Origin of the sequence: Streptomyces acidiscabies, assembly GCF_020010905.1 — a bacterium.
GTDB lineage: Bacteria > Actinomycetota > Actinomycetes > Streptomycetales > Streptomycetaceae > Streptomyces > Streptomyces acidiscabies.
In genome coordinates, this window is record NZ_JAGJBY010000002.1 from 4,900,549 (window position 1) to 4,920,864 (window position 20,316).

A 20,316-nucleotide genomic window follows, 5' to 3' on the forward strand; every position below is an offset into this window, starting at 1 on the left:
ACGCCGCCCACGCGATCCCCCGAAGTGGGCCGCCCCGTCGGAGTTCCCTCCGGACGGCGGGGCCGGCGGTCAGGCCGGGTACACGTACCCCTCGACGCCCAGGACCGGCTCGACCACCCGGACGACGCCCGTACCCACTACCTCCGCGCCCTCGAACTGTTCGCCGGACTCGGCAGCCACCCCGGCCGGGCCCGCGTCCATCTGCACCTCTCCCGGCTGTCCGGAGCCCAGGGCGACTCCGGACAGGCGCTCGACCACGCCCGCCACAGCCTGGAGCACTTCCGCGCCGCCGACGACAAGGCCGGACAGTCGGCCGCGCTCAACCACATCGCCTGGTTCCGCGCCCAGCTCGGCGACCACCTCCGGGCTCTCCCCGACTGCGAGGAAGCCCTCGCCCTGGCCGTGGAGGCCGGGGGTCTCAACAGCCAGGCCCACACCTGGGACAGCCTCGGCTACATCCACCACCACCTCGGCCGGTACCCGGAGGCCCTCGACTGCTGCGAGCAGGCCCTTGCCCTGTTCCGCGAGACCGGCGACCGCCACAGCGAGGCCACCGGTCTCGCCTACCTCGGCGACACCCAGGCCACGGCCGCGGGCCCCGAGGCGGCCCGCGCCGTCTGGACCCGGGCCCTCGCCATCACCGAGGAACTCGGCCTCCCGGCCACGGACACCCTGCGCACCAAGATCCTCGACCGACTGGCGACGGCGTGAGACACCAGCCGTCCCGGGGCGTGCGCCTCAGCGTGTCACGGCATCGACCGTGCGAGCCTTGCCCGCCGAGAAAGCCACCGTGATCTGTACGGCGCAGGCGATGAGCAGGACGGCGAGGGGCCAGGTCCAGGTGTCCGTGGCGTCGTGGAGGGCGCCCGCGCCCAGGGGGCCCAGGACGCCGATCAGGTAGCCGATGCCCTGGCCCATCGCGGAGAGCGCGGCCGTGGTCGCCGGGTCGGGGGAGCGCAGGGCGAACAGGCTCAGCGCCAGCGCGAACCCGGCGCCCAGGCCGAGGCCGAGGACCGCGACGGACGGCCACAGGAGGGGCTTCGGGCCGAGGACGACGCCGAGGAGGCCGGTCGCGGTGAGGCAGGCGACCGTCACGCCCGCCGGGCGCTGGTCGGAGAGGCGTTTGCCCGCGACGGCCAGAATCCACGCGCCCACGACACCGACGGCGTTGCACAGGGACAGGGCGAGCCCGGCGGACGTCGCGCTGAGGCCGTGGTCCTGCCAGATCGTCGGGAGCCAGCCGAAGACGGTGTACGACAGCAGCGCCTGGACCCCGAAGAACACGGTCACCTGCCAGGCCAGCGCACTGCGCCACAGCCCCGAGGGACGCCCGGCACCTGCGGCCGGCGCCGGGGCTGGCGGCTCCTTGCGCAGGGCGAACAGCACGACCACAGCCGTCAGCACGGACAGCGGGACGACGAGGATCAGCAGCGGCGTCCGCCAGGACGACCCGGTCGCGTCGGCGAGCGGCACCGCCACCGCGGGGCCGGCCGCCGCGCCGAAGGTGAGGGCGCTGGAGTAGAAGGCGGAGACGCGCGGCACGGAGTGCGGGAACCGGCGCTTGATGAGTCCGGGTATGAGGACGTTGGCGACCCCGATCGGCGCCGCGACCAGCACGGTTCCGACGAACAGCGCGACCGGCGACGTACCGCCGCGCACGAGCGCGCCGACGGTGAGCACGACGAGGGACAGCACGAGCAGGGTCCGCAGGGACCAGCGGCGGCCGAGTCCCGGAGCGACGAACGCGAACAGGCCGAGGCACAGCACCGGCAGGGAGGTGAGGACCCCCACCGTCGTCTCGCTGAGGTGCAGGTCCGCCTGGAGGGGGTTGAGCAGCGGGGCGATCGAGGTGATGGGGGAGCGCAGGTTGAGCGCGAGCAGGATCAGGGCGACGAGGAGTAAGGGTTTGCCCAGGGACGGCGGTCCGGGCGCTTCGCCGCGGTCCGTCTTCCGGGTGGTGGAGGGGGATTCGAGAGTCATGTCACCGGTCCGATCTGCGCGTGGGCGTCGTCAACGGGATTACGATACAAGTCGTACTGAATCATTTTCGCGGGGTGTCCCGCGTACCTCACCGGAAGGCAAGTCCCGTGTCCCCCAGCCCCACCCCCCGCACGGCAGGCCGCAAGAAGGACCCGGAGATCGACCGGGCCGTCCTCAGCGCCACCCTCGACCTGCTGGAGGAGACCGGGTACGCGGCGATCACCATCAGCCAGGTCGCCACCCGGGTGGGCGTCTACCGGCCCGCGATCTACCGGCGCTGGCCCTCCAAGCAGCACCTGGTCGCGGAGGCGGTGGCCTCGGCGCTGGGCCAGGAACCCACCCCCGACACCGGCGACCTGCGGGCCGACCTCCTCACCGGCGTCGGGACACTCGGCGACGCGTTCACCTCGACGAGCCTGAGCCGCGTCCTGCCCGCCCTGGTCGCCGACCTCGCCGGCCACCCCGAACTGCGGCGGGAGTTCCTCGACTCGGTCTTCCAGCCCCGCCGCGCCTCCACCGCCCGCAGGCTGCGCACGTCCGCCGAACGCGGCGACATCCGCGCCGACTTCGACATGGAGTTCGTCCTCGACGCGCTCGCCGCGCCCCTCTACTACCGGGCCCTGTTCGGCCACGGCCCGGTCACACCGGACGTGACCGGACAGAGCGTCGATCTGGTGCTGTCGTTCCTGACGCCGCGCTGAACAGCCGCCCGCGCGGTCACGACGCCGCCCTCAGGGCCAGCAGCCGGGGCGAGGCCCCGAAGACGCCGGGCAGATCACTGCGCCCGGAGACCGACAGCTTCCGGTAGACCCGGCTGAGGTGTAGCTCGACGGTCCGCCGCGTGACGTACGACCGGTCCGCGATCTCCCGGTTCGTCAGCCCCTCGGCGGCCAGCAGAGCCGTCCGGTACTCGGCCGGCGTGAGCGCGTCCAGCCCCGTCTCCGTACCCCGCCGCAGCCGCGCGCCCGCCGACGCGAGGTCCTCCCGCAGGGCGTCGACCAGGCTCCGGTCCCCGCACTCCTCGGCGAGCGCCAGGGCCGCGCGGAGCTGCTCGCGGGCGTCGCGGACCTTGTGCAGGCGGCGTAACTCGTGGCCGAGGCCGCGCAGGACGCGGGCGAGTTCCAGCCGCGCGCCGGAGCCCTCCAGCAGCTCGGCCGCCTCGTACAGCAGGGCGAGGGGCTGCCCGCTGCGGGTGACCTGGGCGAGGGTGCGCAGCGCGGCGGCGACGGAGTGCGGGGCGCCCCAGGTGCGGGCGGCCTCCAGCTCCTCGCGGGCGAGGCGCTCGGCGGCGGTGGCGTCGCCGGCCCGGGCGTGCAGGATCGCGGCGGCGCCCCGCCAGGGGAAGTGCTCGTGCTGGTGGGCGCCCTGGAGGGCACGTCCGCACTCCTCCAGGTCGGCGAGGGCGGCCTGCGGGTGGCCGAGGGCCGCGTGCAGCTCTCCCCGGTGCAGCAGCAGGGAGGGCAGGGCCGTCTCGGGCAGTCCGGCGAGGCCCTGGTCGTCGAGGAGCAGCCGGCGCGCCCCGGCGAGGTCGCCGGTGTGCACGAGGATGCCGCCGAGCCGGCAGCGGGCCAGCGCGCTGCCGATCCAGGCTCCGGGCGGACCGTCGGTGAGGGCGGAGCGGGCCGCGCGGACCGCCTCGCGCAGCCGTCCCGCCCGGTGGCAGCACGCGGCGAGCGCGGCCTCGGCGAGCGCGGCCATGGTGTGCGCGGACTCCTCGCGGGCGGTCGCGGCCAGCGTCCGGCACACGGCGAGCGCCTCGTCGTGCTCCCCGGCGCCGCACAGCACCTGCGTGAGCAGCAGCCGCAGCGGGAGGGTGGGCAGGTCGGCGGGCCCGAAGGGTTCACCGAGCCCGGCACGGGCATGCCGCACGGCCTCCTCACGCTGCCCGCCGTACTGGAGGGCGGCGAGCGCGGCGAACGTGGCCTGCGCGAGACGCACCCAGGGGGTACGGGCGGCGGTGAGGGCGGGGAGGAAGGCGGGCACGGGACGATCGACGGCGCCGGGTACACCGGGCCTGAGGGGCTCGCCGGGTTCCCCGGGCCTGCCGGATACCACGGTCCCGCCGGGTTCCCCCGGCCTGCCGGACGCCACGGCCCCGCCGGATCCGCCGAGCCCCATGGCCCCCGTGGTCCCGCTGGATCCGCCGAGTCCTCCGAACGCCCCGGCCTCGCTGAGCTCTCCGGCCCCGCTGAGCCCGCCGGGTCCTCCGGCCCCACCGGCCCCCATGACCCCGCTTGCCTCGCCGAGTCCCCCGGACACCCCGGCCCCGCTGAGCCCGCCGGCCCCCACGGCTCCCGTGGCCCCGCCAACCCCGCTGAGTCCCCCGAACACCCCGGCCCCGCCGGCCCCGCCGAGCAGGGTCAGCACCCCCAGCACCGCATACGCCCCCGCCACCGCCTCCCGCGAGGGATCAAGCGGCCCCCATCCGTTGAGCCCCGTCAGCATCGTCCGCTGCGCCCCGGCGATGTCCCCCGTGAGCGTCGTCGCCAGCGCGAGGTCGACCAGGGTGACCACGGCGGAGTCGTCGTCGGCCGGTGTCGAGGCCAGCGCGTGCAGTCGTCCGACGGCGACGGCGGGGGAGTCCGCGACGAGCTCGGCACGGCCCAGCCGCCGCAGGAGTTCCGACGGATCACCCGGCCCGTCCTCCAGCGCGCACCGTTTCTGCAAGGCGCGCGCCTCCACGACGTCGTGCCGCGCGAGAGCCGCCCGCGTGGAGTCGAACAGCAGCGTGTGCGCCCACTGTTCACCGATGCGGGGAGCCCGGCGCAGATGGTGGACGACCTCGTGCGCGGGCGCGCCCAGGGAGTGCAGGGCGCGGGCCGCAGCCGCGTGCAGCCGGACCTGCTCGCTCGGCGGCAGCGCGGCGAGCAGGGACGTCCGCACGAGCGGCTGGGCGAAGACGCCGCCCTCGCTGTTCCCGTGCAGGACACCGCAGCGGGCGAGGATGTGCAGCACGTCGGCGGCCTCGGCGCAGGGGATGCCGACGAGCGCGGCGACCAGGTTCGGGGTGGCGGTACGGCCGGTGACGGCGATGGCGTCCAGGGCCCGGCCGATGCCGGGGGAGCGCTCCTCGAAGCGGGCGACGACGGTCTCGGCGACGTCCACCGAACCGAGCGCGGCGATCTGCTCGACGGTCGGCTCCCGGTCCGTACCGGCCCGGCGCAGCTCGCGCAGCAGGGCGTGGACCAGGAGCGGGTTGCCGCCGGTGACGCGGTGGCAGGCGTGGACGACGGACTCGGTGACGGGGCGCCCGAAGGCGGAGGTCAGCAGGTAGCCCACGGCGTCCGGGTCGAGACCGGACAGCACCGTGCGCTGGTGGAAGTCGGAGACGACCCGGGCGAGAGTGCCCGTACCGTCCTTCGCGAGGCCCGGCGTGAGCGTGGCGAACAGGGCCACCGGCAGCCCTTCGAGGCGGGCCGTGAGCCGGTCCAGCCACTCCAGCGCGGGCCCGTCGGCCCCGTGCAGGTCGTCCACCGCGAGCAGGAGCGGCCGGCGCCCGCCGAGGGAGTCGGCGAACCGCTCGAAACGGTCCTCGTGGAGCAAGGAGGTGCCCGAGGAACGGGCCCGCACGGGTATCGCCTCGAACCCGTGGGCGCGGGCGGTTCTGACGGCCGCCCGCATCAGGTACGACTTCCCGGCCCCGATCCCCCCTTCGATCAGGAGGCTGGCCCCCGCGCCGGACGCGGCGGAGGCCAGGGTCTTCTGCACATCGGACATCTCACAGTCGCGGCTCAGCACTGGAAATCCCTCTCTGGTCCCGTTGTCTCCGTATGTGCGGTGCCCCCGGCCTCAGGGGGTGTGCACGCTCCCGTGGCTGCTGTGCCACTGCGGGGTCGCCACGCCCCGCAGGACGACCTCCACGACGTCCTCCGCGAGGGTCGGGGTCAGCGGCAGGTGGCCGAAGAGCACCCGGTAGTAGGCGGTGGAGGCCAGCATGTCGAGCAGCAGGTCGATGTCGGCGTCGGCGCGGATGTCACCGCGCCGGATGCCCCGGCGCAGCGCGGCGGCGGTGGCGGCCCGGCGCGGGTGGAACAGCTCGCCGAGGAACTCCGACTCCAGCTCCGGGTCGTCCGCGAGGTCCGCGATCAGCGCGGGCAGCGCACGGCGCCCGATGCTGGTCGTGAAGGCGTGGCTCAAGGTGCGGATGCCGACGATCAGGTCGCAGTGGGTGCAGCCGGTGTCGGGGGTGGGGGAGGAGCCCAACGTCTGCACGAGCGCGCTGACCACCAGATGCTGCCGGGAACGCCAGCGCCTGCGCAGCGTCGGCTTGGTCGTCCCGGCCCGCGCGGCGACCGCCTCCAGCGTCAGCCGGCCGTAGCCGACCTCGTTGAGGATCTCCGTCACGGCCTTGCGCACGGCGGTGTCGATGCGCTCGTCGCGCGGACGGCCCCGAGAGCGCTGCACGGTGAGTGAGTCGGAGCTGTCCGTGCCCTGTGGTGTGTTCACCCGGGATACCTTACCTTTATGATTCCGTTCCGCATCGGAAAGTAATTCTCTCATACGAGGTGACGTCATGTCCCAGCACGTCGACGAGTTACCAGAAGGCCTGGGCGGACCCTCGCCCGAGCCCGACGGCACGCCGAAACGGACGGAGAGCGTCTTCTCCGGCCCCTACCGGGCCCTGAGCCTCGGCGTGATCCTGTCCGTGGGCATGGTCGCGTTCGAGTCCCTCGGCGTCGCCACCGTCCTGCCCGACATCGCCCGCGACCTCGACGGACTCGGCGCCTACGGCTGGGGCCTGTCCGCCCTGATGCTCGCCAACATCATCGGCACCGTCCTCGCCGGGAAGACCGCCGACCTGCGCGGCCCCTGGGCCCCCGCGGCCGTCGGCATGACCGTCTTCGCGCTGGGCTGCGCCCTGGCCGGCGCGGCGGGCTCCTGGCCCCTGTTCCTGGCCGGCCGCTTCCTCCAGGGCCTCGGCGTCGGCGCCGTCATGGCCATGGCCTACACCGTGATCGGCCTCGCCTACCCCGAGCACCTGCGGGCCCGCATGTTCGCCCTGCTCTCCTCGGCCTGGACGATCCCCTCACTGGTCGGCCCGGTCCTGGCGGGCACCCTCGCCGACAGCACCACCTGGCGCGCGGTGTTCCTGCTGATGCTGCCGATCGTGGCGATCGCCGCGTTCCTCAGCCTGCCCGCGCTGCGCCGCCTGGAACGCCCGCAGGCCGACCGTACGGCGGCCCCCGCCGCACCCTGGTGGAAGGGCCCGCTGGCCAACTCCGTGCTCCTGACCGTCGGCACCGGCATCCTGCTCCAGGCCCTCCTGCTGGAGAACCTGGTCCTGCTCGCCGTCCTCGCCGTGGCGGGCTGCGCCATCGCCCTGCCCGCCCTGCGCCGGGTCACCCCCGAGGGCACGCTCACCGCGAGCCCCGGACTCGGCGCGGGCGTGGTCATCCGCGGCCTGCTGTGCGGGGTGTACTTCGGCAGCGAGGCGTACCTCCCGCTCGGCCTCCAGGAACTGCGCGGACAGAGTGCCTGGGAGGCCGGGCTCGGCCTGTCGGCGGGCGCCATCACCTGGGTGCTCGGCTCGGCCTGGCAGGCCAAACGGGACGCCACCCCGGGCGGGCGCACCACCAGCGTCGTCCTCGGCTTCGCCGTCCTGCTGGCCGGCGTCGGCGTGATCACCCTGGCGATCCTCACCGACTCCGTACCCGGCTGGATCGCGGTCCTCGGCTGGGCCATCGGCGGCATCGGCATGGGCGTGGCGTTCAACGCCTCCACCACCGACACGATGGAACAGACCCCGCCGGAACGCCAGGGCGAACTCAGCGGGGCGCTCCAGCTCGCGCAGACCCTCGCCACCGGCGTCATCGCCGGTCTCGGCGGCGCGGCGCTCGCCATCAGCGAGCACTACGACGCCAGTACGCGCGTCGCCCTCGGCTCGCTGTTCGGCCTCACCGCGCTGCTCGCCCTGATCGGCCTCGTCCTGGCCCGCCGCCTGCGGGCCCCGGCCACCACCGGGTGACCTGAAGAAGTCCCGGCCGGGTCGCAGCCCGGCCGGGACGTGCCGCCGGGGACCGTCCCGGCGTACGGCGTGCGTGTCCGTTCCCCCGTCGCGCGCCCGCCGTCCGCCCGGGCACCCCGGCGGCACGAAGAGAGCCTCGCCCGGCTTTGGCAACCGGGCGAGGCTCTCGCTCATCCGTTCAGACGGCCGTGCAGTGCAGCATCACCAGCGGCGGGTTCGCCAGGAAGTCCGCCCAGAACTCCGTGCCCCGCTCCCGCACGCCCTCCTCGGACACGTGCAGCGGCACCCACGTCACGTCAGCGAACCCCGCCCGCCCGAGGCTCTGCTCGAACACCTCACGGCGCGGATACGACGTCACGAACTCGACCGGCGGCTCCAGTTGGGCCTCGATCCGTACCCGGGGGCCGATCGGCGACCGCGCCACGGGCTCGTACGTGAACCCGTACTTCGCCATCGACGGACCCTCGAACCGGTAACCGGGCGCCTGCGTCAGCACGAAGAACCGGCCCCCCGGCGCCAGACTCCGCCGCACCGACCGGCACATCACCTCCATCTCGGCCGCGTCCTCGGCGTAGTTGAGCAGATAGACGGCGCTCGCCACGTCGAACGGCCGCTGCGGCACCGGCAGCCGTGTCACGTCGGCGACCGCGTACCGCACCCCGAGCGGGGCCCGCTCCTCGATCGCCCGGGCCGCCTCCACCATCGCCGGGGAGACGTCCGCGCCCAGCACCTCGGCCGCCCCCAGCCGCTTGATCCGCCGGCTGTAGAACCCCGTACCGCAGGCGAGGTCGAGCACCGACTTCCCCCGTACGTCCCCGAGCATCGCCAGGAAACTCGGGCACTCCGCCCACCGGGCCATCGGCAGCGACTTGAACCCTTCGTAGGTCTCGCCGATGTCGTCGTACTGCTGGACGCTCACACTCATGCCGGGCTCCCTATGGAGGTCGGGGGGACGGAGGTCGGTGCGGACGGCTGCGGGGCGCGGCGCAGGAGGTCGCCCGCGAAGGCGATACGGCGGCCCTGGTGCGCCGCCGCGGCCCTGGCCTGCGGGGTGGGCAGGCCGTCCGGGGCGCGGGAACAGGAGGTGCCGTACGGGTTGCCGCCCGCCGCCTCGACCACCGGGTCGGTGTAGCCGGGGGGCACGAGCAGGGCGCCCGTGTGCAGGAGCATGTGGCCGAGGTCGAGGAGGGCCGTCTCGGCGCCCGCGTGCCGCGCCGGGGTGATCGCAAAGCCACCGGCCGGCTTGCCCCGCAGCGGGCCCGGCTCGCCGTCCAGCGTCTGCACGAACTCCAGCAGCGGCGCGGCCAGCGCGCCAAGACGCACGGGCGCCCCGAACAGCGCGGCATCCGCCCAGGCGACGTCCTCGGCCGTGGCGGGCACGGCACTCGGCCCGAGCCACGCCGTGTCCCGCCCCCCACCGCCCAGAACGACCCGCCGCAACCGCACCGAGGCCCCCAGAACGCGCGCGGCGGCTGCGGCCTCCTGAGCGAGGATGCGGGTCGCGGCGTCCTCACCGTGATAGACGACGACGAGCCGGACGGACCGGCGTGACGAGACCGCGACCGGCGCCGGGGCGCCGTTTTGCCGCGGATGCGCCCGCGCCGTCAGATCCGCCAGCCGTCGCCCCAGGGCCCGCGCCGCCGCCCGCTCGGCGGGGGTGGGGCGGCCCTGGGTGTTGTCGGCGGCCAGTCCGTACGCCGTTCCGCCCGCCGCCAGTGTCGACGGGTCGGCCGGGTCGGAGCCGGCCACCCAGCAGCCCCAGTGGCACAGGGTGTGGTGCAGGGACGTGAGGGTCGCCTCCCGGCCGCCGTGGCGTTGCGTGGAGACCGTGAGGCAGGTCGCGACCCGGTCGGCCAGCAGACCCTGGCCCCACAGGGGGGACGTCGACTCCAGGAACCGTTTGAAGGGGGAGGACACCATGCCGTAGTAGGTCGGGGCGGCGAGGAGCAGGCCCTCCGCCCGCAGGACGTCCTCCGGTTCGGCGATCCCCTCCGGCCACTGCCCGTGGTCCTCGGTCTCCTCCGGGACGCGCAGCAGCCGTACGTCGGCCCCGGCCTCCCGCGCACCGTGCGCGGCCAGCGCCGCCAGGGTCCGTACGGTCCCGCGCCGGCTGTGGTAGACGACGGCGATCTTGGGGCTCACGGCGTCTCCGCGAGGCGGAAGCCCATGGCGTAGATGTCCCGCTCGTACCAGCCGTGCCGGCGCCGGGTGCGCGCCAGGTCGCCGAAGCGGGTGAAGCTGCCGCCGCGCGCGATCCGGTAGGCGCCCCGGGTGACCGCGAGGTCGTCGTCGACGGCGCTGCCGCCCGGGTAGGGGCCGTACTCGTCGGACGTGTACTCCTCGACGTTGCCCGCCATGTCGTGCACCCCGAACGGCGAACGCCCCGCCGGGTACACGCCGATCGGCGTCGTCGTCAGCGGCCCCGACTCGACCGTGTTCGCGAGGCCGGGCCGGAACTCCTCGCCCCACGGGAACTCCCGCCCCTCGGCGCCCGAGGCGGCGTACTCCCACTCCGCCTCGGTCGGCAGCCGGAAGGCGCGCCCGGTGCGCGCGGCGAGCCACGCGGCGTACGCGTCGGCCGCCTCGGGCGACACCGTCCACACCGGGTGGTTGCCCAGCCCGTCGGGGTGGACGCCGAACCGCCACGACGTCGGCAGCCCGGTCGCGCCGGTGTCCTCCAGGAACCGCCGGTACTCGGCGTTGGTGACCGGATGCAGCGCGATCCGGAACGCCGGCAGCTCGGCCTCGTACGCCGGGCACTCCTTCACGATCCAGTCCTCGATCACCCCCGCGTGCCGCCACCGCGCGGTGACCCGCCCGGCGTCGCCCCGGTCCAGGCCCAGCCGGACCCGGGCGGCGGGCACGTCGGCCATCGGCGGGTCGTCGGGGCGGATGCGCGGGTCGCCGATCAGCCCGAGGACCGTCCCCGCCGCGTACCGGCGCGCGAACGACTGCCCGGGGTCCTCGGCGACGGCGACCAGCGTCTCGGCGGGTACGGCGAACAGGTCGCGGTGCTCGCGCAGCGGCCACCCGGCGCTGCGCGCGACGTGGATGTCGGGCAGCCCCATCGCCGCCCGGTCGGAGAGGGTGTTGGGGTTGGCCAGCACCTGCGTGTCGGTCATCGGTTCCTCCCTTGCGGGGCGCACGAGGTCAGCGCGGAGACGGGTACGGCAGCGGCCAGCAGGCGGTAGCCGGCGTCGTTGAGATGGATGTGGTCACCGGAGTCGAGATCTCCGCGCACCCGCTCCGGGGCGGCCGGGTCGCGCACGGCCGCGTCGAAGTCGGCCACCGCGTCGAACTCGGGCGCGGTCCGCAGGACGGCGTTGACGGCGCCGCGCCTCGCCTCGGCGTCGGCTGTCCAGAACGGCGAGTCCTTGAACGGCGTGAGGGTCCCCACGACGACGGTGACGCCCTGCTCACGCAGCCGCCCGGCGAGGGTGCGCAGCCCGGTGAGCACGTCCTCGGCGCTCGCGAACGGGGCGAGCTGGAGGTCGTTGATGCCCTCGTACAGCACGGCCGCGCACACCCCGGACTGGTCCAGGACGTCCCGGTCGAGCCGCCCGAGCGCGCTGGTCCCGCGCTGCGGTCGCTCCGTCTCGGTGCCGTCGCGCAGGACGCGGTTGCCGCCGATGCCCTTGTTGAGGACGCCGATGCCCTGGGGCGCGAGGCGGCGGGCGAAGGCGTCCGTCCAGCGGCCGTTGCCGTCCAGGGTCGAGCCGGAGCCGTCGGTCTGCGAGTCGCCGAGCGCGACGACCGTGCCGCGCGCGCCGGGGCCGCGCACGTCGACGCCGGTCAGGAAGAACCAGGAGGTCTCCGCGCGGGTGAAGGCCGACGACGCCGCGGCGCCCGTGTGGTCGCCGGGTTCGGAGACGTGCGCGGTCTGCTGGGCGAGCCAGTGCCAGGTGGCCGGGCCGGTCGGCTCGGGCAGATACACGCTCACCAGCAGATCGGCGCCCGCCGGGACGTCGTACGGCAGAGGGTCGCTGACCGTCTGCGCCCCGGCCGCGACGCGGGTGCCCGGGGCGCCGCCGAAGGTCACCGGGCGCAGGCTGCCGGGTACGGCCTCGGAGCCGCCGGACGCCGTGGCCAGCCCCACCGTGACCCGGCCCAGCATCAGCGGGCTCGTGCCGTACGCGTTGGACAGCCGGAGGCGTACCTCGCTGCCGCCGACCGAGGTGTGGGCGGTCATCCGTACGGTGCGGTCGGCGAACCCCGTCCGCGAGATCCCGTCCGGCGCGGCGGGGGCGGGCGCCGTGCCCCAGGTGCCGACCCATTGTTGCGGGCCGGCGGCGGCCGGGGACGCGGTGGCCAGCAGGAGGGCGGTCAGCAGGGCCCCGGTGGTGCGGACGTGGCTCACCGGTCCTCGAAGGGCGTGCGGTATATCCCGACCAGGTAGTGCAGGTCGGCCGTGCCCCGGGGCACCGACAGGACCTCGACGGGGGTGAAGCCGTGCCCGAGGGCCAGGCCGGTCAGCTCCTCCTCGGTGAACTCCCGGTACAGGCGCCGCGCGTCGTTGGCGAACAGGCGGCCGGGGCCGTCCGCCGACTCGAACACGGAGACCGTGAACAGGCCGCCGGGCACCAGGAGTTCACGTACCCGGTCCAGGTAGCGGCTGTAGCCGTCGGGGTGCTGGTGGTGCAGGCAGCCGTTGTCGAGGACGGCGTCGTACACGGCCGTTCCCGCGAGGTCGTCCAGCGAGCAGGCGTCGAAGCGGGCCCGGCCCTCGGTACGGGCGCTGAGCTGGGTCCACTCGGGGGACTCGACGAGGTCGATGCCGGTGACGCGGCAGCCCGCGTCGGCGAGGATCGCGGCGTCCTTGCCGTGCCCGGTGCCCACGTCGAGGACGTGCGGTTTCTCGGTGCGGTCGCCGAGCGCGGCAAGGAGCAGGCGGGGGGCCTCCCGCATGGACTGTTCGGCGGTCCACACGTCACGGCCGCGTGCGTAGTGGTCCTGGAAGTCGGTGCGCAGCACGTCCGCGTACGCCGACTCGTCGAGGGGTGGGGCGGACGTGGGGGTCAGGGTGTAGCGGGCGGCGATCTGGTGGCTGGGCATGGGTGATGAAGTCCTGTCCTGAAAGGGGAAGAAGGCACGGGTGGGGGGCGCGGGAGGGGGCCGTGCGCACAGGTGTGGCGCGTCGCTGTGGAGGGCGCGTCGCTGAGAGGTGGCGCGGAAGGGGCGAGGCGGCGAAGAGTGCGGCACGGCCCCGGTCCCGCGAGAGGGCCGGTCAGCCGGCGACCGTGTAGACCTGACCGTCGTACGAACCCGCGACGAAGAGCTTGCGGCCCGCGTCGTAGGCGAGGGAGGAGATGCCCGAGGTGGTCGGGCGGTCGACGACGGTCCAGCGGGCGTCGGCGCGGTCGTACACCGCGATGTGGCCGTCGTAGCTGCCGGTCGCGATCAGGCGGCCGTCGGTGTCGGCGGCGACGCACTTCACCGAGTGCGTGTGCGGGGTGTCGAGGACCTCGGCGGTCCGCTCGGGGCTCCAGATCCGCAGCTTCAGGTCGCGGCTGATGCTCGCGAACCAGCCGTCGGCGAGGCCCGTGCAGCCGTTGGCGATCTTGTCGTGGGCGTCCTCGACGGTGGCGACCTTCTCCAGGGTGCTGAGCCGGTACCAGGTCGCGGAGGCGTCGGCGGCCACCGAGAACAGGAAGTCGCCGGAGACGGCGATGTCCTTGACCGCGTTGACGTTCAGCTCCAGGTCCCGCACGTGCTCGGCGGTGTCCCCGGTCAGCCTCAGCAGCAGGCCCTCACCGGTGTAGGCGCCGATCACCGCGTACCGCTCGCCGCCGCTCTCGAAGGCGACGCCGCAGTTCAGCGGGGAGCGGTGCTGGTACAGCTCACGGCCCGTCAGCGCGTCGAAGACCTTGCCGAGCTGCCCGCCCGACAGGACCAGCGGACCCAGCGGGGTGAGGAAGTTGCACAGGCTCCCGGTCTGCGCGAGCGGCTCGCCGTCCCGGCGCACGATGCCCGCGTCACCGACGGTCAGCGTCGACCCGCCGCGCTCCGGCAGGACCGCGTTGACGCCCCCGGTCGCCGCGACCGCCGCCGTGTCCCAGGCGCGCGCCTGGTAGTCGTAGCCCCGGTACGTCGCGCCGAACGTCGCGAACACCAGCCGCGTGCCGCCCGCGAAGGCGCAGGACCGGGGCCACACGTCCGGCGGCAGGGCGGCCGTGTCGAGGGCCTCGGGGGAGCCGGACGCCACGTCCCACAGCCGCATCGTGCGGTCGTACGACAGGCTCACCAGCAGGTGACGCGTGTCATCGAGAACCAGGCGCTTGATCCCCGCGTCGTGCGCGGGCACCGTGACCGTCTCGCCGTCCGCGACGACGATGATCCGACCCTCGTCGTTGCCCGCGAAGATCGTCCCCGACGAGGAGATCGCGATGGTGTCCGTCTCCACCCCGTCCATGTCCAGGTCGTCGGTCATCCCGCCGGTCGCCAGCGACCAGCGCTTGATCGTGCCGTCGTCACTGGACGAGATCAACTCGTCGGCGCCGCGCGCCCATTCGACGGAGATCACGTCCGCCGTGTGCCCCTCGAAACGGTGCAGCAGCCGGCCGCCGAAGTCGTACACCCGCACCCGGTGGTCCCGCGACGCGGTCGCCACCAGCTCCTTCGACGGGTGGAAGACCGACATCTCCACGTCGTCCTCCTGGTCCCCGAGGACCGCGACCAGACGCAGGTCCGGTACGGTCCACAGGCGCGCCGTGTAGTCGCTGGACGAGGTCAGCAGGTGCCGTCCGTCCGGCGCGAACTGGCACTGGTTGGCCAGGTGGTCGTGGAACGAGCGGGACACCGCGCGGCCCGTGCGCTGGTCCCAGCAGATGACCTGGTTGTCGTACCCCGCCGTGGCCACGTACTCGTCACCCCACGCGGCGATTCCGCTGATGGGACCACGGTGCTGGATCATTTGGAATCTCCCGCGAACTCGATGGTGTGCCCGCCCCATTCGGCCTTGACCCGCAGATAGCGCTCGTTGCTCTCGTTGAGGTGGATACCGGTGGGGATGACCTCCTCCACCGCGATGCCGTACCCCTCCAACTGCTTCACCTTGTCCGGGTTGTTCGTGCGCAGCCGGATCTTCGACACCCCGAGGGCGTCCAGCATCTGCGCGGCCACCCGGTAGTCCCGCAGGTCGTCCGAGAAGTTCAGCTCCCGGTTGGCGGCGAACGTGTCCAGGCCCTGGTCCTGGAGGCGGTAGGCGTCGAGTTTGTTGTACAGCCCGATGCCGCGGCCTTCCTGGCGCAGATACAGCAGGATTCCGCCCTGCTCCGCGAATTGGTCCACACCTTCGGACAGCTGCGGTCCGCAGTCGCAGCGCGCGGAACCGAACACGTCGCCCGTGAGGCATTCCGAATGCACACGGACGAGGGGCGCGGAAGTCTCCGACGGGAACACCACGGCGATGTGTTCCCGGCCGTCCGCCAGCCCGGTGAAACTGATCATCTGTGCGGTCCGCCAGGAACCGTCGGACCTTCGCACCGGCACCTCGACCCGGGTACGGATCGTTGTTCCGGCTTCCTGCGAACGCGAACTCGATTGCGGCGTCTGGCCGCTGGACGTACTCAACATGGATCGTCCCTCCGTTGATAACGGCTCGGTCATGCAAACACATGGCCAAGACCGCGCACAGTACGGATGGACCGAGACACCCTCCGAAACGTTTCGAGCGAGGCACCGAGACGGAAGTATTCAGGGTGAATATGCGCGCGAGTTCGACACTGGGAATTTCCCTAGTGCGCGGGGAAGGTTTTCGTTAACGCATTCCTGGCACATTTCAACGGAGATGCTCCTGTGCGGCGCTCCAATGGGGGTCGCGGCCGAGGTAGCGCAGGAGGACCGCCGCATCGTCGTCGTCCGGCGAGGGGGGCAGGGCGGCGGCGTACGCGCCGTGCGGGCGCAGTGGTTCGACGATCTCCCGGGCGACTTCGAGGAGGGGGCGGGCCAGTTCGGGGGTGAGCGGCGACGGGCGGCCCGTGGCCATGGCGATGTCCCAGGCGTGGACCGCCGCGTCCAGTCCGCACGCCGCCGAGCCGGACCACGGGGGCAGCTTGAACGGCGGTAGCGGCACGGGCAGTTCGGGGGCGTTCCGGTCGGCTCCCGCCCATGCCTTCGCCGCGCGGGCCAGGGCGTCCTCCAGGAACGCCTCCGGGTCCGCGCCCGCCAGGTCGCCCGAGGGGGTGAACGGGTCGAAGCCCGGGCCGGGTCCGCCGGTCAGCGCGGCGGCGTAGCCGATCTGGTCGCCGACGGCGTGCTGGAAGACCTGGGTGACGGTCCAGCCCTCGCAGGGCGTCGGCAGGTGCCAGCCGTCGGCGGGGACGGCGCGGACCGCCGTACGCAGTGCCGCGTGGGAGGCGTCCAGGACGTCCCAGCCGCTGGAGGCAGGGCCGTCGTTCGTCGGGTTCGTCGTTGTCATGCGTCCAGACTGGGCCCGCGACGGCAGGGCTGTCAGTACTACTGGTCGGCGGACAGCATCGGACCGATGAGCGTGCCCGTCGCGACCCTGAACGTACCGTCCGCGAAGGACGTGCCCGGGATGGTGCCGCCGCCCGGCGTCCGGAGGGTGAACGACGCCTCGTCCGCCGGGACCGTGTTGCCCATGTTGGGGACCTGGATGTCGAAGTGGACGGGGTGGCCGGGGCCGAAGGTGACGGCGGCGGTCTGGTCGCCGTAGCGGCCCGCGGTGATCGCGAGGGGCGTGCCGTGGTCGGAGAAGCGGACGCCCGTGGGGGAGCCCGCGAGGGTGCAGGACGCGTACCCGCGGGGAGCGGTCAGGGTGACCCGGAAGTGGATGTGGCCGGCGCTGGACTGGTCCTGGGCGATCGTCGCCAGGTGGTTCGCGGGCCGGCAGGCCGAGGGCGCGGCGGCTGCGCGGGGCGCGGCCTGGGCGGCGCCGATGGTCGCGACGGTCAGCAGGGTGGTGGCGGCTGCGGTGACCAGCTTGCGGTTCAGGGTCATGAAGGGCTCCTCGTACGGTGGCGTGCGGGCCGTTGCGTCGTACACGTACCCGGAGCCCCTCCGGACCACTGTCCCCAAACCGTCACAGGCGGGCAGATCCAGGCAAAGATCGGCGCAGGAAGTCCAGCACCGCCCCGGTCAGGGCCTCCGGCGCCTCCTCCGGCAGGAAGTGCCCCGCGCCGGGGATCACCAGACCGGTCACGTCGGAGGCCGCCGCGCGCATGACCTGCTCGGGCAGGGCGCCGGTGCCGTACTCGGCGCCTATCGCCAGGACCGGGACGGTCAGCGGACCTTCGTCGCGCCAGCGCAGGACCTGGCGGGTGGACGTGTCGAGGGACCGGTAGTACGCGAAGCTGGCGCGCAGCGCGGCCGGGTCGCGCAGCTGATCGACGTACAGGTCGATCGCGTGCTGCGGGATCGCGCCGGGCGTCGCGGTCTTGGACGTGAACTGGTGCCCGAAGTAGATCTCCTCGCGGCCCGCGACCATGCGTTCGTTGATGTCTCCCGCGCTGTTGAACGCGAAGTGCCACAGCATGTCGTTGGTCGCCGGTTCCGACAGCAGCGGGGGAGAGGGCACGAGGCCGGGGATCAGCGCCTCGCTGAGGACGAGCCCGGTGACGCGGTCACGGTGGCTCGCGGCCAGCGCGTAGCCGACGAGCATCCCGAGGTCGTACCCGACGACGGCGAAGCGGTCGTGCCCGAGCCCGGTCATCAGGGCGGCCATGTCGTCGGCGAGGGCGGCGGTGTCGTACCCGGTCTCCGGCTTGTCGCTGGCGCCCATGCCGCGCAGGTCGGGGGCGACGACGGTGAAGTGCTCGGCGAGGGCCGGCATCACCAGGCGCCAGCTGTACCAGAACTGGGGCCAGCCCGGCAGGAGCAGCAGCGCCGGGCCGTCGCCGCCGGTGACGGCGTGCAGGGTCAGGTCGGCGGTCTTGACGGTGCGGCTGGTGAACGTGTCGGTGAACCCGTCGGGCAGGCCCGGTACGTCGGTGACGGTGAACGGCATGGTGATCCCTCCAAGGGGCTAATCGGATAATCGATCCGTTTCGTTCGAGCGTACCGGATGAGTCATCCGATTACACTTCCGGTGTGATCGATGCACCGATGCGCAAGGACGCTGCCCGCAACCGGCAGCGCATCCTCGATGTGGCCCGCCGGCTCGTGGACGACGCGACGCCCTTGCAGCTCAACGACGTCGCCCGGCTCGCCGGGGTGGGGGTGGCGACCGTCTACCGGCACTTCCCGACGCCGGAAGTCCTGATGGAGACGGTGGCGGCGCCCGGCCTCGAAGGGCTGATCGGGGCGGCACGGCAGTCACTGGCCGGCGAGGACCCCTGGGGCGACCTGGCCCGCTTCCTCGGCGCCTCACTGGAGGCGCAGCTGGCCGACCCCTCGATCACCGTCGTACGGTCCGCGCCGCAGCGGGTCCTGCCCCGCACGGAGGAGCTGACGACCGAACTCGACTCCGTCGCCGGACACCTCCTCGACCGGGCATGCGCGGCGGGCGCCGTGCGCGGTGCCGTCACCTGGGACGACCTGCTGCCGCTGATGTGCGGGATCGCCTTCGCGGCGAAGGTGCACGCCGACGACCCGGGGGCGCGGCTGGAGTCGGGGCGGCGCTATCTGAGGGTGGTGCTGGAAGGGCTGCGGGGGTGAGGAGCGGCGTGAGTCATGCGGACGACTTCGGCGCCAGCCAGCGGTAGCGGTCGCCGCATCGGTCGGTGAGCCAGCCGTTGATGCTGGTCAGGGCGCGGTCGTTGATCTGGGCGTCGTGGATGCCGTAGGCCCGCTCCGGGGCGACGGCGCGGACGAAGTCGATGGCCTCGGACGTCTTCAGCCATGACGCCTGCAACGGGACCAGCAGGGTTTCCACCGGGCGGCCGGGGCGGTGCAGGGAGTCGCCCGGGTGGTAGAGGCGGTCCTCCACGAGGTAGCCGAGGTTCGCGCAGTCCGGGAGGCCGCCGTGGACAGGGGCGTGGCGTCCGCCCTGGGCGGTGACGCGGAAGCCCGCCGCCGTGAACTCCTCGCCGGTGGCGACGGCGGTGAAGTCCAGGTCCGGGAGGTGGGCCGAGGCGGGGGCGTGGACGGGTACGCCCAGCCCCCTCAGGCGCAACACGTCGGCGTGGTCGCTGTGTTCGTGGGTCAACAGGACCGCGTCGGCGCCGTCGAGGGCGCCGGGCTCGCTCCAGATCCCGGGGTCGATGACCAGGACGCGGCCCTCGTGCTCCAACCGGACGCAGGAATGGGTGTGCTTGACGATCCGCATCCGTGTGAGCGTAGCCCGGACGTCTACCAGTCGATCCGGGCCGCCACCGGCAGATGGTCGCTCCCGGTCTCCGCCAGCACCCACGAACTCCTCGCCTCCACACCCCGGACCAGGATCTGGTCGATGCGGGCGACCGGGAACGCCGCCGGCCAGGTGAAGCCGAAACCGTCTCCGGCGGCGTCCTGCGCCGAGCGCATCTGTGACGTGACGCCGTCGAGCGCGCGGTCGTCCGTGGTGCCGTTGAGGTCGCCGAGCAGGATCACCCGCTGGTCGCGTTCGGCGGCGAGCGCCTCGGCGAGGGCCTGGGCGTTCCTGTTGCGGGAGTCCGTCCAGAAGCCCGTGCGAGGGGTCACGCGTACGGAGCCGAAGTGGGCGACGTACACGGCGAGCGGTCCGTGGGACGTGGCCACCGTCGTGCGCAGCGCCCGGTTGGCGACCAGTTTCGACTCGGCCGACTTCGTGGCGCCCAGCGGTCCGGCGTCCTGGCGCGTGTCGACCAGCCGCGTGTCCGACAGCGGGAGCTTGCTCCACACCCCGACCGTGCCCTGGACGGAGTGGTAGGGGTAGTCCGCCGCCAGCACCCTCTCGTACGTACCCCTCGCCTGATCCGAGATCTCCTCCAGCGCCAGCACGTCCGCACCGGAGGCGGCGAGGGCGCGGGCGGTTTTGGCGGGGTCGGGATTCTCGGCGCTGACGTTGTGGCTGACGAGGGTGAGGTCGCCGCCGGGGCGGGACTTGTCGAGGAGGTGGTCGCCGAAGAGGCTGAGCCACACCACGGCGGGCAACAGCAGCGCGACCACCGCGGAAGCGGAACGGCGCCACACCGCGACGACGAGCAGCACCGGGACGAACAGGCCGAACCAGGGGAGGAAGGTCTCCACGAGGGAGCCGAGGCCACCTCGGTCGGTGATCCACGCGTGCGTCAGCATGAGCAGCCCGAGGGCGAGGGCCAGCGCGGCCGGCACCGGGCCACGCCTCCAGGGGCCGGGCCGTGGCCGCCGGGTTCCCTCCGGGGCGCTCGGCTCCCTCACCGCCGTATCCGCCTGCGTCACGAGCAGGGCGCCTGTGCTTCGATTCATGCCGCCAGTGAAGACAGCGCACGGTTGCCCCCACGTATGCGGTTTTCGATACGCCGGCGATAGGCGCG

At 73.5% G+C, this 20,316-nt stretch carries 19 protein-coding genes; 4 read left to right on the plus strand and 15 right to left on the minus strand.

Annotated elements, in window-relative coordinates:
- Positions 1-24: 24 nt before the first annotated feature.
- Entirely contained in the window at positions 25-711 is a 687-nt protein-coding gene (locus J8M50_RS49960) for a tetratricopeptide repeat protein (RefSeq protein WP_010361006.1), read from the plus strand.
- A gap of 27 nt (positions 712-738) precedes the next feature.
- On the opposite strand, the gene J8M50_RS47910 is transcribed toward J8M50_RS49960, so the two are convergent.
- Entirely contained in the window at positions 739-1,980 is a 1,242-nt protein-coding gene (locus J8M50_RS47910) for an MFS transporter (RefSeq protein WP_010361005.1), read from the minus strand.
- 107 nt (positions 1,981-2,087) lie between these two features.
- On the opposite strand from J8M50_RS47910, the gene J8M50_RS47915 reads away from it, so the two are divergent.
- Positions 2,088-2,681 carry a TetR/AcrR family transcriptional regulator gene (locus J8M50_RS47915; protein ID WP_010361004.1) on the plus strand — a complete coding sequence of 198 codons (594 nt, stop codon included), beginning with the start codon at positions 2,088-2,090 and terminating at the stop codon, positions 2,679-2,681.
- Between the two features lie 16 nt (positions 2,682-2,697).
- Here the strand turns inward: J8M50_RS47915 and J8M50_RS49965 are convergent, their stop codons facing one another.
- Both J8M50_RS49965 and J8M50_RS47925 read right to left on the minus strand, forming a co-directional pair.
- The gene (locus J8M50_RS49965; RefSeq protein WP_223786452.1) at positions 2,698-5,688 is read right to left on the minus strand and encodes a LuxR C-terminal-related transcriptional regulator; all 2,991 of its coding nucleotides are present in this window, start codon (positions 5,686-5,688) and stop codon (positions 2,698-2,700) included.
- Between the two features lie 81 nt (positions 5,689-5,769).
- Positions 5,770-6,426, minus strand: a complete 657-nt coding sequence (locus J8M50_RS47925; RefSeq protein ID WP_010359430.1) for a TetR/AcrR family transcriptional regulator — start codon at positions 6,424-6,426, stop codon at positions 5,770-5,772.
- Between the two features lie 67 nt (positions 6,427-6,493).
- On the opposite strand from J8M50_RS47925, the gene J8M50_RS47930 reads away from it, so the two are divergent.
- Entirely contained in the window at positions 6,494-7,945 is a 1,452-nt protein-coding gene (locus tag J8M50_RS47930; protein WP_010359429.1) for an MFS transporter, read from the plus strand.
- A gap of 178 nt (positions 7,946-8,123) precedes the next feature.
- Here J8M50_RS47930 and J8M50_RS47935 read toward each other — a convergent pair whose 3' ends face one another.
- The 10 genes from J8M50_RS47935 to J8M50_RS47980 all read right to left on the minus strand — a co-directional run bounded on the left by J8M50_RS47935 (position 8,124) and on the right by J8M50_RS47980 (position 17,909).
- Positions 8,124-8,870 carry a class I SAM-dependent methyltransferase gene (locus J8M50_RS47935; RefSeq protein ID WP_010359428.1) on the minus strand — a complete coding sequence of 249 codons (747 nt, stop codon included), beginning with the start codon at positions 8,868-8,870 and terminating at the stop codon, positions 8,124-8,126.
- Positions 8,867-10,087 carry a flavodoxin family protein gene (locus tag J8M50_RS47940; RefSeq protein WP_010359427.1) on the minus strand — a complete coding sequence of 407 codons (1,221 nt, stop codon included), beginning with the start codon at positions 10,085-10,087 and terminating at the stop codon, positions 8,867-8,869. The genes J8M50_RS47935 and J8M50_RS47940 overlap by 4 nt, the downstream gene beginning before the upstream one ends.
- The gene (locus tag J8M50_RS47945; protein ID WP_010359426.1) at positions 10,084-11,067 is read right to left on the minus strand and encodes a formylglycine-generating enzyme family protein; all 984 of its coding nucleotides are present in this window, start codon (positions 11,065-11,067) and stop codon (positions 10,084-10,086) included. Before J8M50_RS47945 ends, J8M50_RS47940 begins: the two co-directional genes overlap by 4 nt.
- On the minus strand, positions 11,064-12,302 hold the full coding sequence (locus J8M50_RS47950) for an SGNH/GDSL hydrolase family protein (protein ID WP_010359425.1): 1,239 nt from the start codon (positions 12,300-12,302) through the stop codon (positions 11,064-11,066). The genes J8M50_RS47945 and J8M50_RS47950 overlap by 4 nt, the downstream gene beginning before the upstream one ends.
- Entirely contained in the window at positions 12,299-12,997 is a 699-nt protein-coding gene (locus J8M50_RS47955) for an SAM-dependent methyltransferase (RefSeq protein WP_010359424.1), read from the minus strand. The genes J8M50_RS47950 and J8M50_RS47955 overlap by 4 nt, the downstream gene beginning before the upstream one ends.
- A gap of 172 nt (positions 12,998-13,169) precedes the next feature.
- Positions 13,170-14,855 (minus strand): WD40 repeat domain-containing protein, encoded by a 1,686-nt coding sequence (locus tag J8M50_RS47960; protein ID WP_010359423.1) that lies wholly within the window; start codon positions 14,853-14,855, stop codon positions 13,170-13,172.
- Positions 14,852-15,391, minus strand: coding sequence for a GTP cyclohydrolase II (locus J8M50_RS47965; RefSeq protein ID WP_010359422.1), 540 nt, complete (start codon positions 15,389-15,391; stop codon positions 14,852-14,854). The genes J8M50_RS47960 and J8M50_RS47965 overlap by 4 nt, the downstream gene beginning before the upstream one ends.
- A gap of 331 nt (positions 15,392-15,722) precedes the next feature.
- On the minus strand, positions 15,723-16,361 hold the full coding sequence (locus tag J8M50_RS47970) for a TIGR03086 family metal-binding protein (RefSeq protein ID WP_010359421.1): 639 nt from the start codon (positions 16,359-16,361) through the stop codon (positions 15,723-15,725).
- Positions 16,362-16,399: 38 nt separating this feature from the next.
- The gene (locus J8M50_RS47975) at positions 16,400-16,903 is read right to left on the minus strand and encodes a DUF4232 domain-containing protein (RefSeq protein ID WP_010359420.1); all 504 of its coding nucleotides are present in this window, start codon (positions 16,901-16,903) and stop codon (positions 16,400-16,402) included.
- A gap of 82 nt (positions 16,904-16,985) precedes the next feature.
- Positions 16,986-17,909, minus strand: a complete 924-nt coding sequence (locus J8M50_RS47980; protein WP_010359419.1) for an alpha/beta fold hydrolase — start codon at positions 17,907-17,909, stop codon at positions 16,986-16,988.
- An 83-nt stretch (positions 17,910-17,992) separates the two neighbouring features.
- On the opposite strand from J8M50_RS47980, the gene J8M50_RS47985 reads away from it, so the two are divergent.
- Positions 17,993-18,559: a TetR/AcrR family transcriptional regulator gene (locus J8M50_RS47985; protein ID WP_010359418.1), complete on the plus strand. Its 567-nt coding sequence runs from the start codon at positions 17,993-17,995 to the stop codon at positions 18,557-18,559.
- A gap of 13 nt (positions 18,560-18,572) precedes the next feature.
- On the opposite strand, the gene J8M50_RS47990 is transcribed toward J8M50_RS47985, so the two are convergent.
- Together J8M50_RS47990 and J8M50_RS47995 are read right to left on the minus strand one after the other, a co-directional pair.
- Positions 18,573-19,169 carry an MBL fold metallo-hydrolase gene (locus J8M50_RS47990; protein WP_010359417.1) on the minus strand — a complete coding sequence of 199 codons (597 nt, stop codon included), beginning with the start codon at positions 19,167-19,169 and terminating at the stop codon, positions 18,573-18,575.
- Between the two features lie 23 nt (positions 19,170-19,192).
- Positions 19,193-20,248, minus strand: coding sequence for an endonuclease/exonuclease/phosphatase family protein (locus J8M50_RS47995; protein ID WP_078481343.1), 1,056 nt, complete (start codon positions 20,246-20,248; stop codon positions 19,193-19,195).
- Between the last annotated feature and the right edge of the window lie 68 nt (positions 20,249-20,316).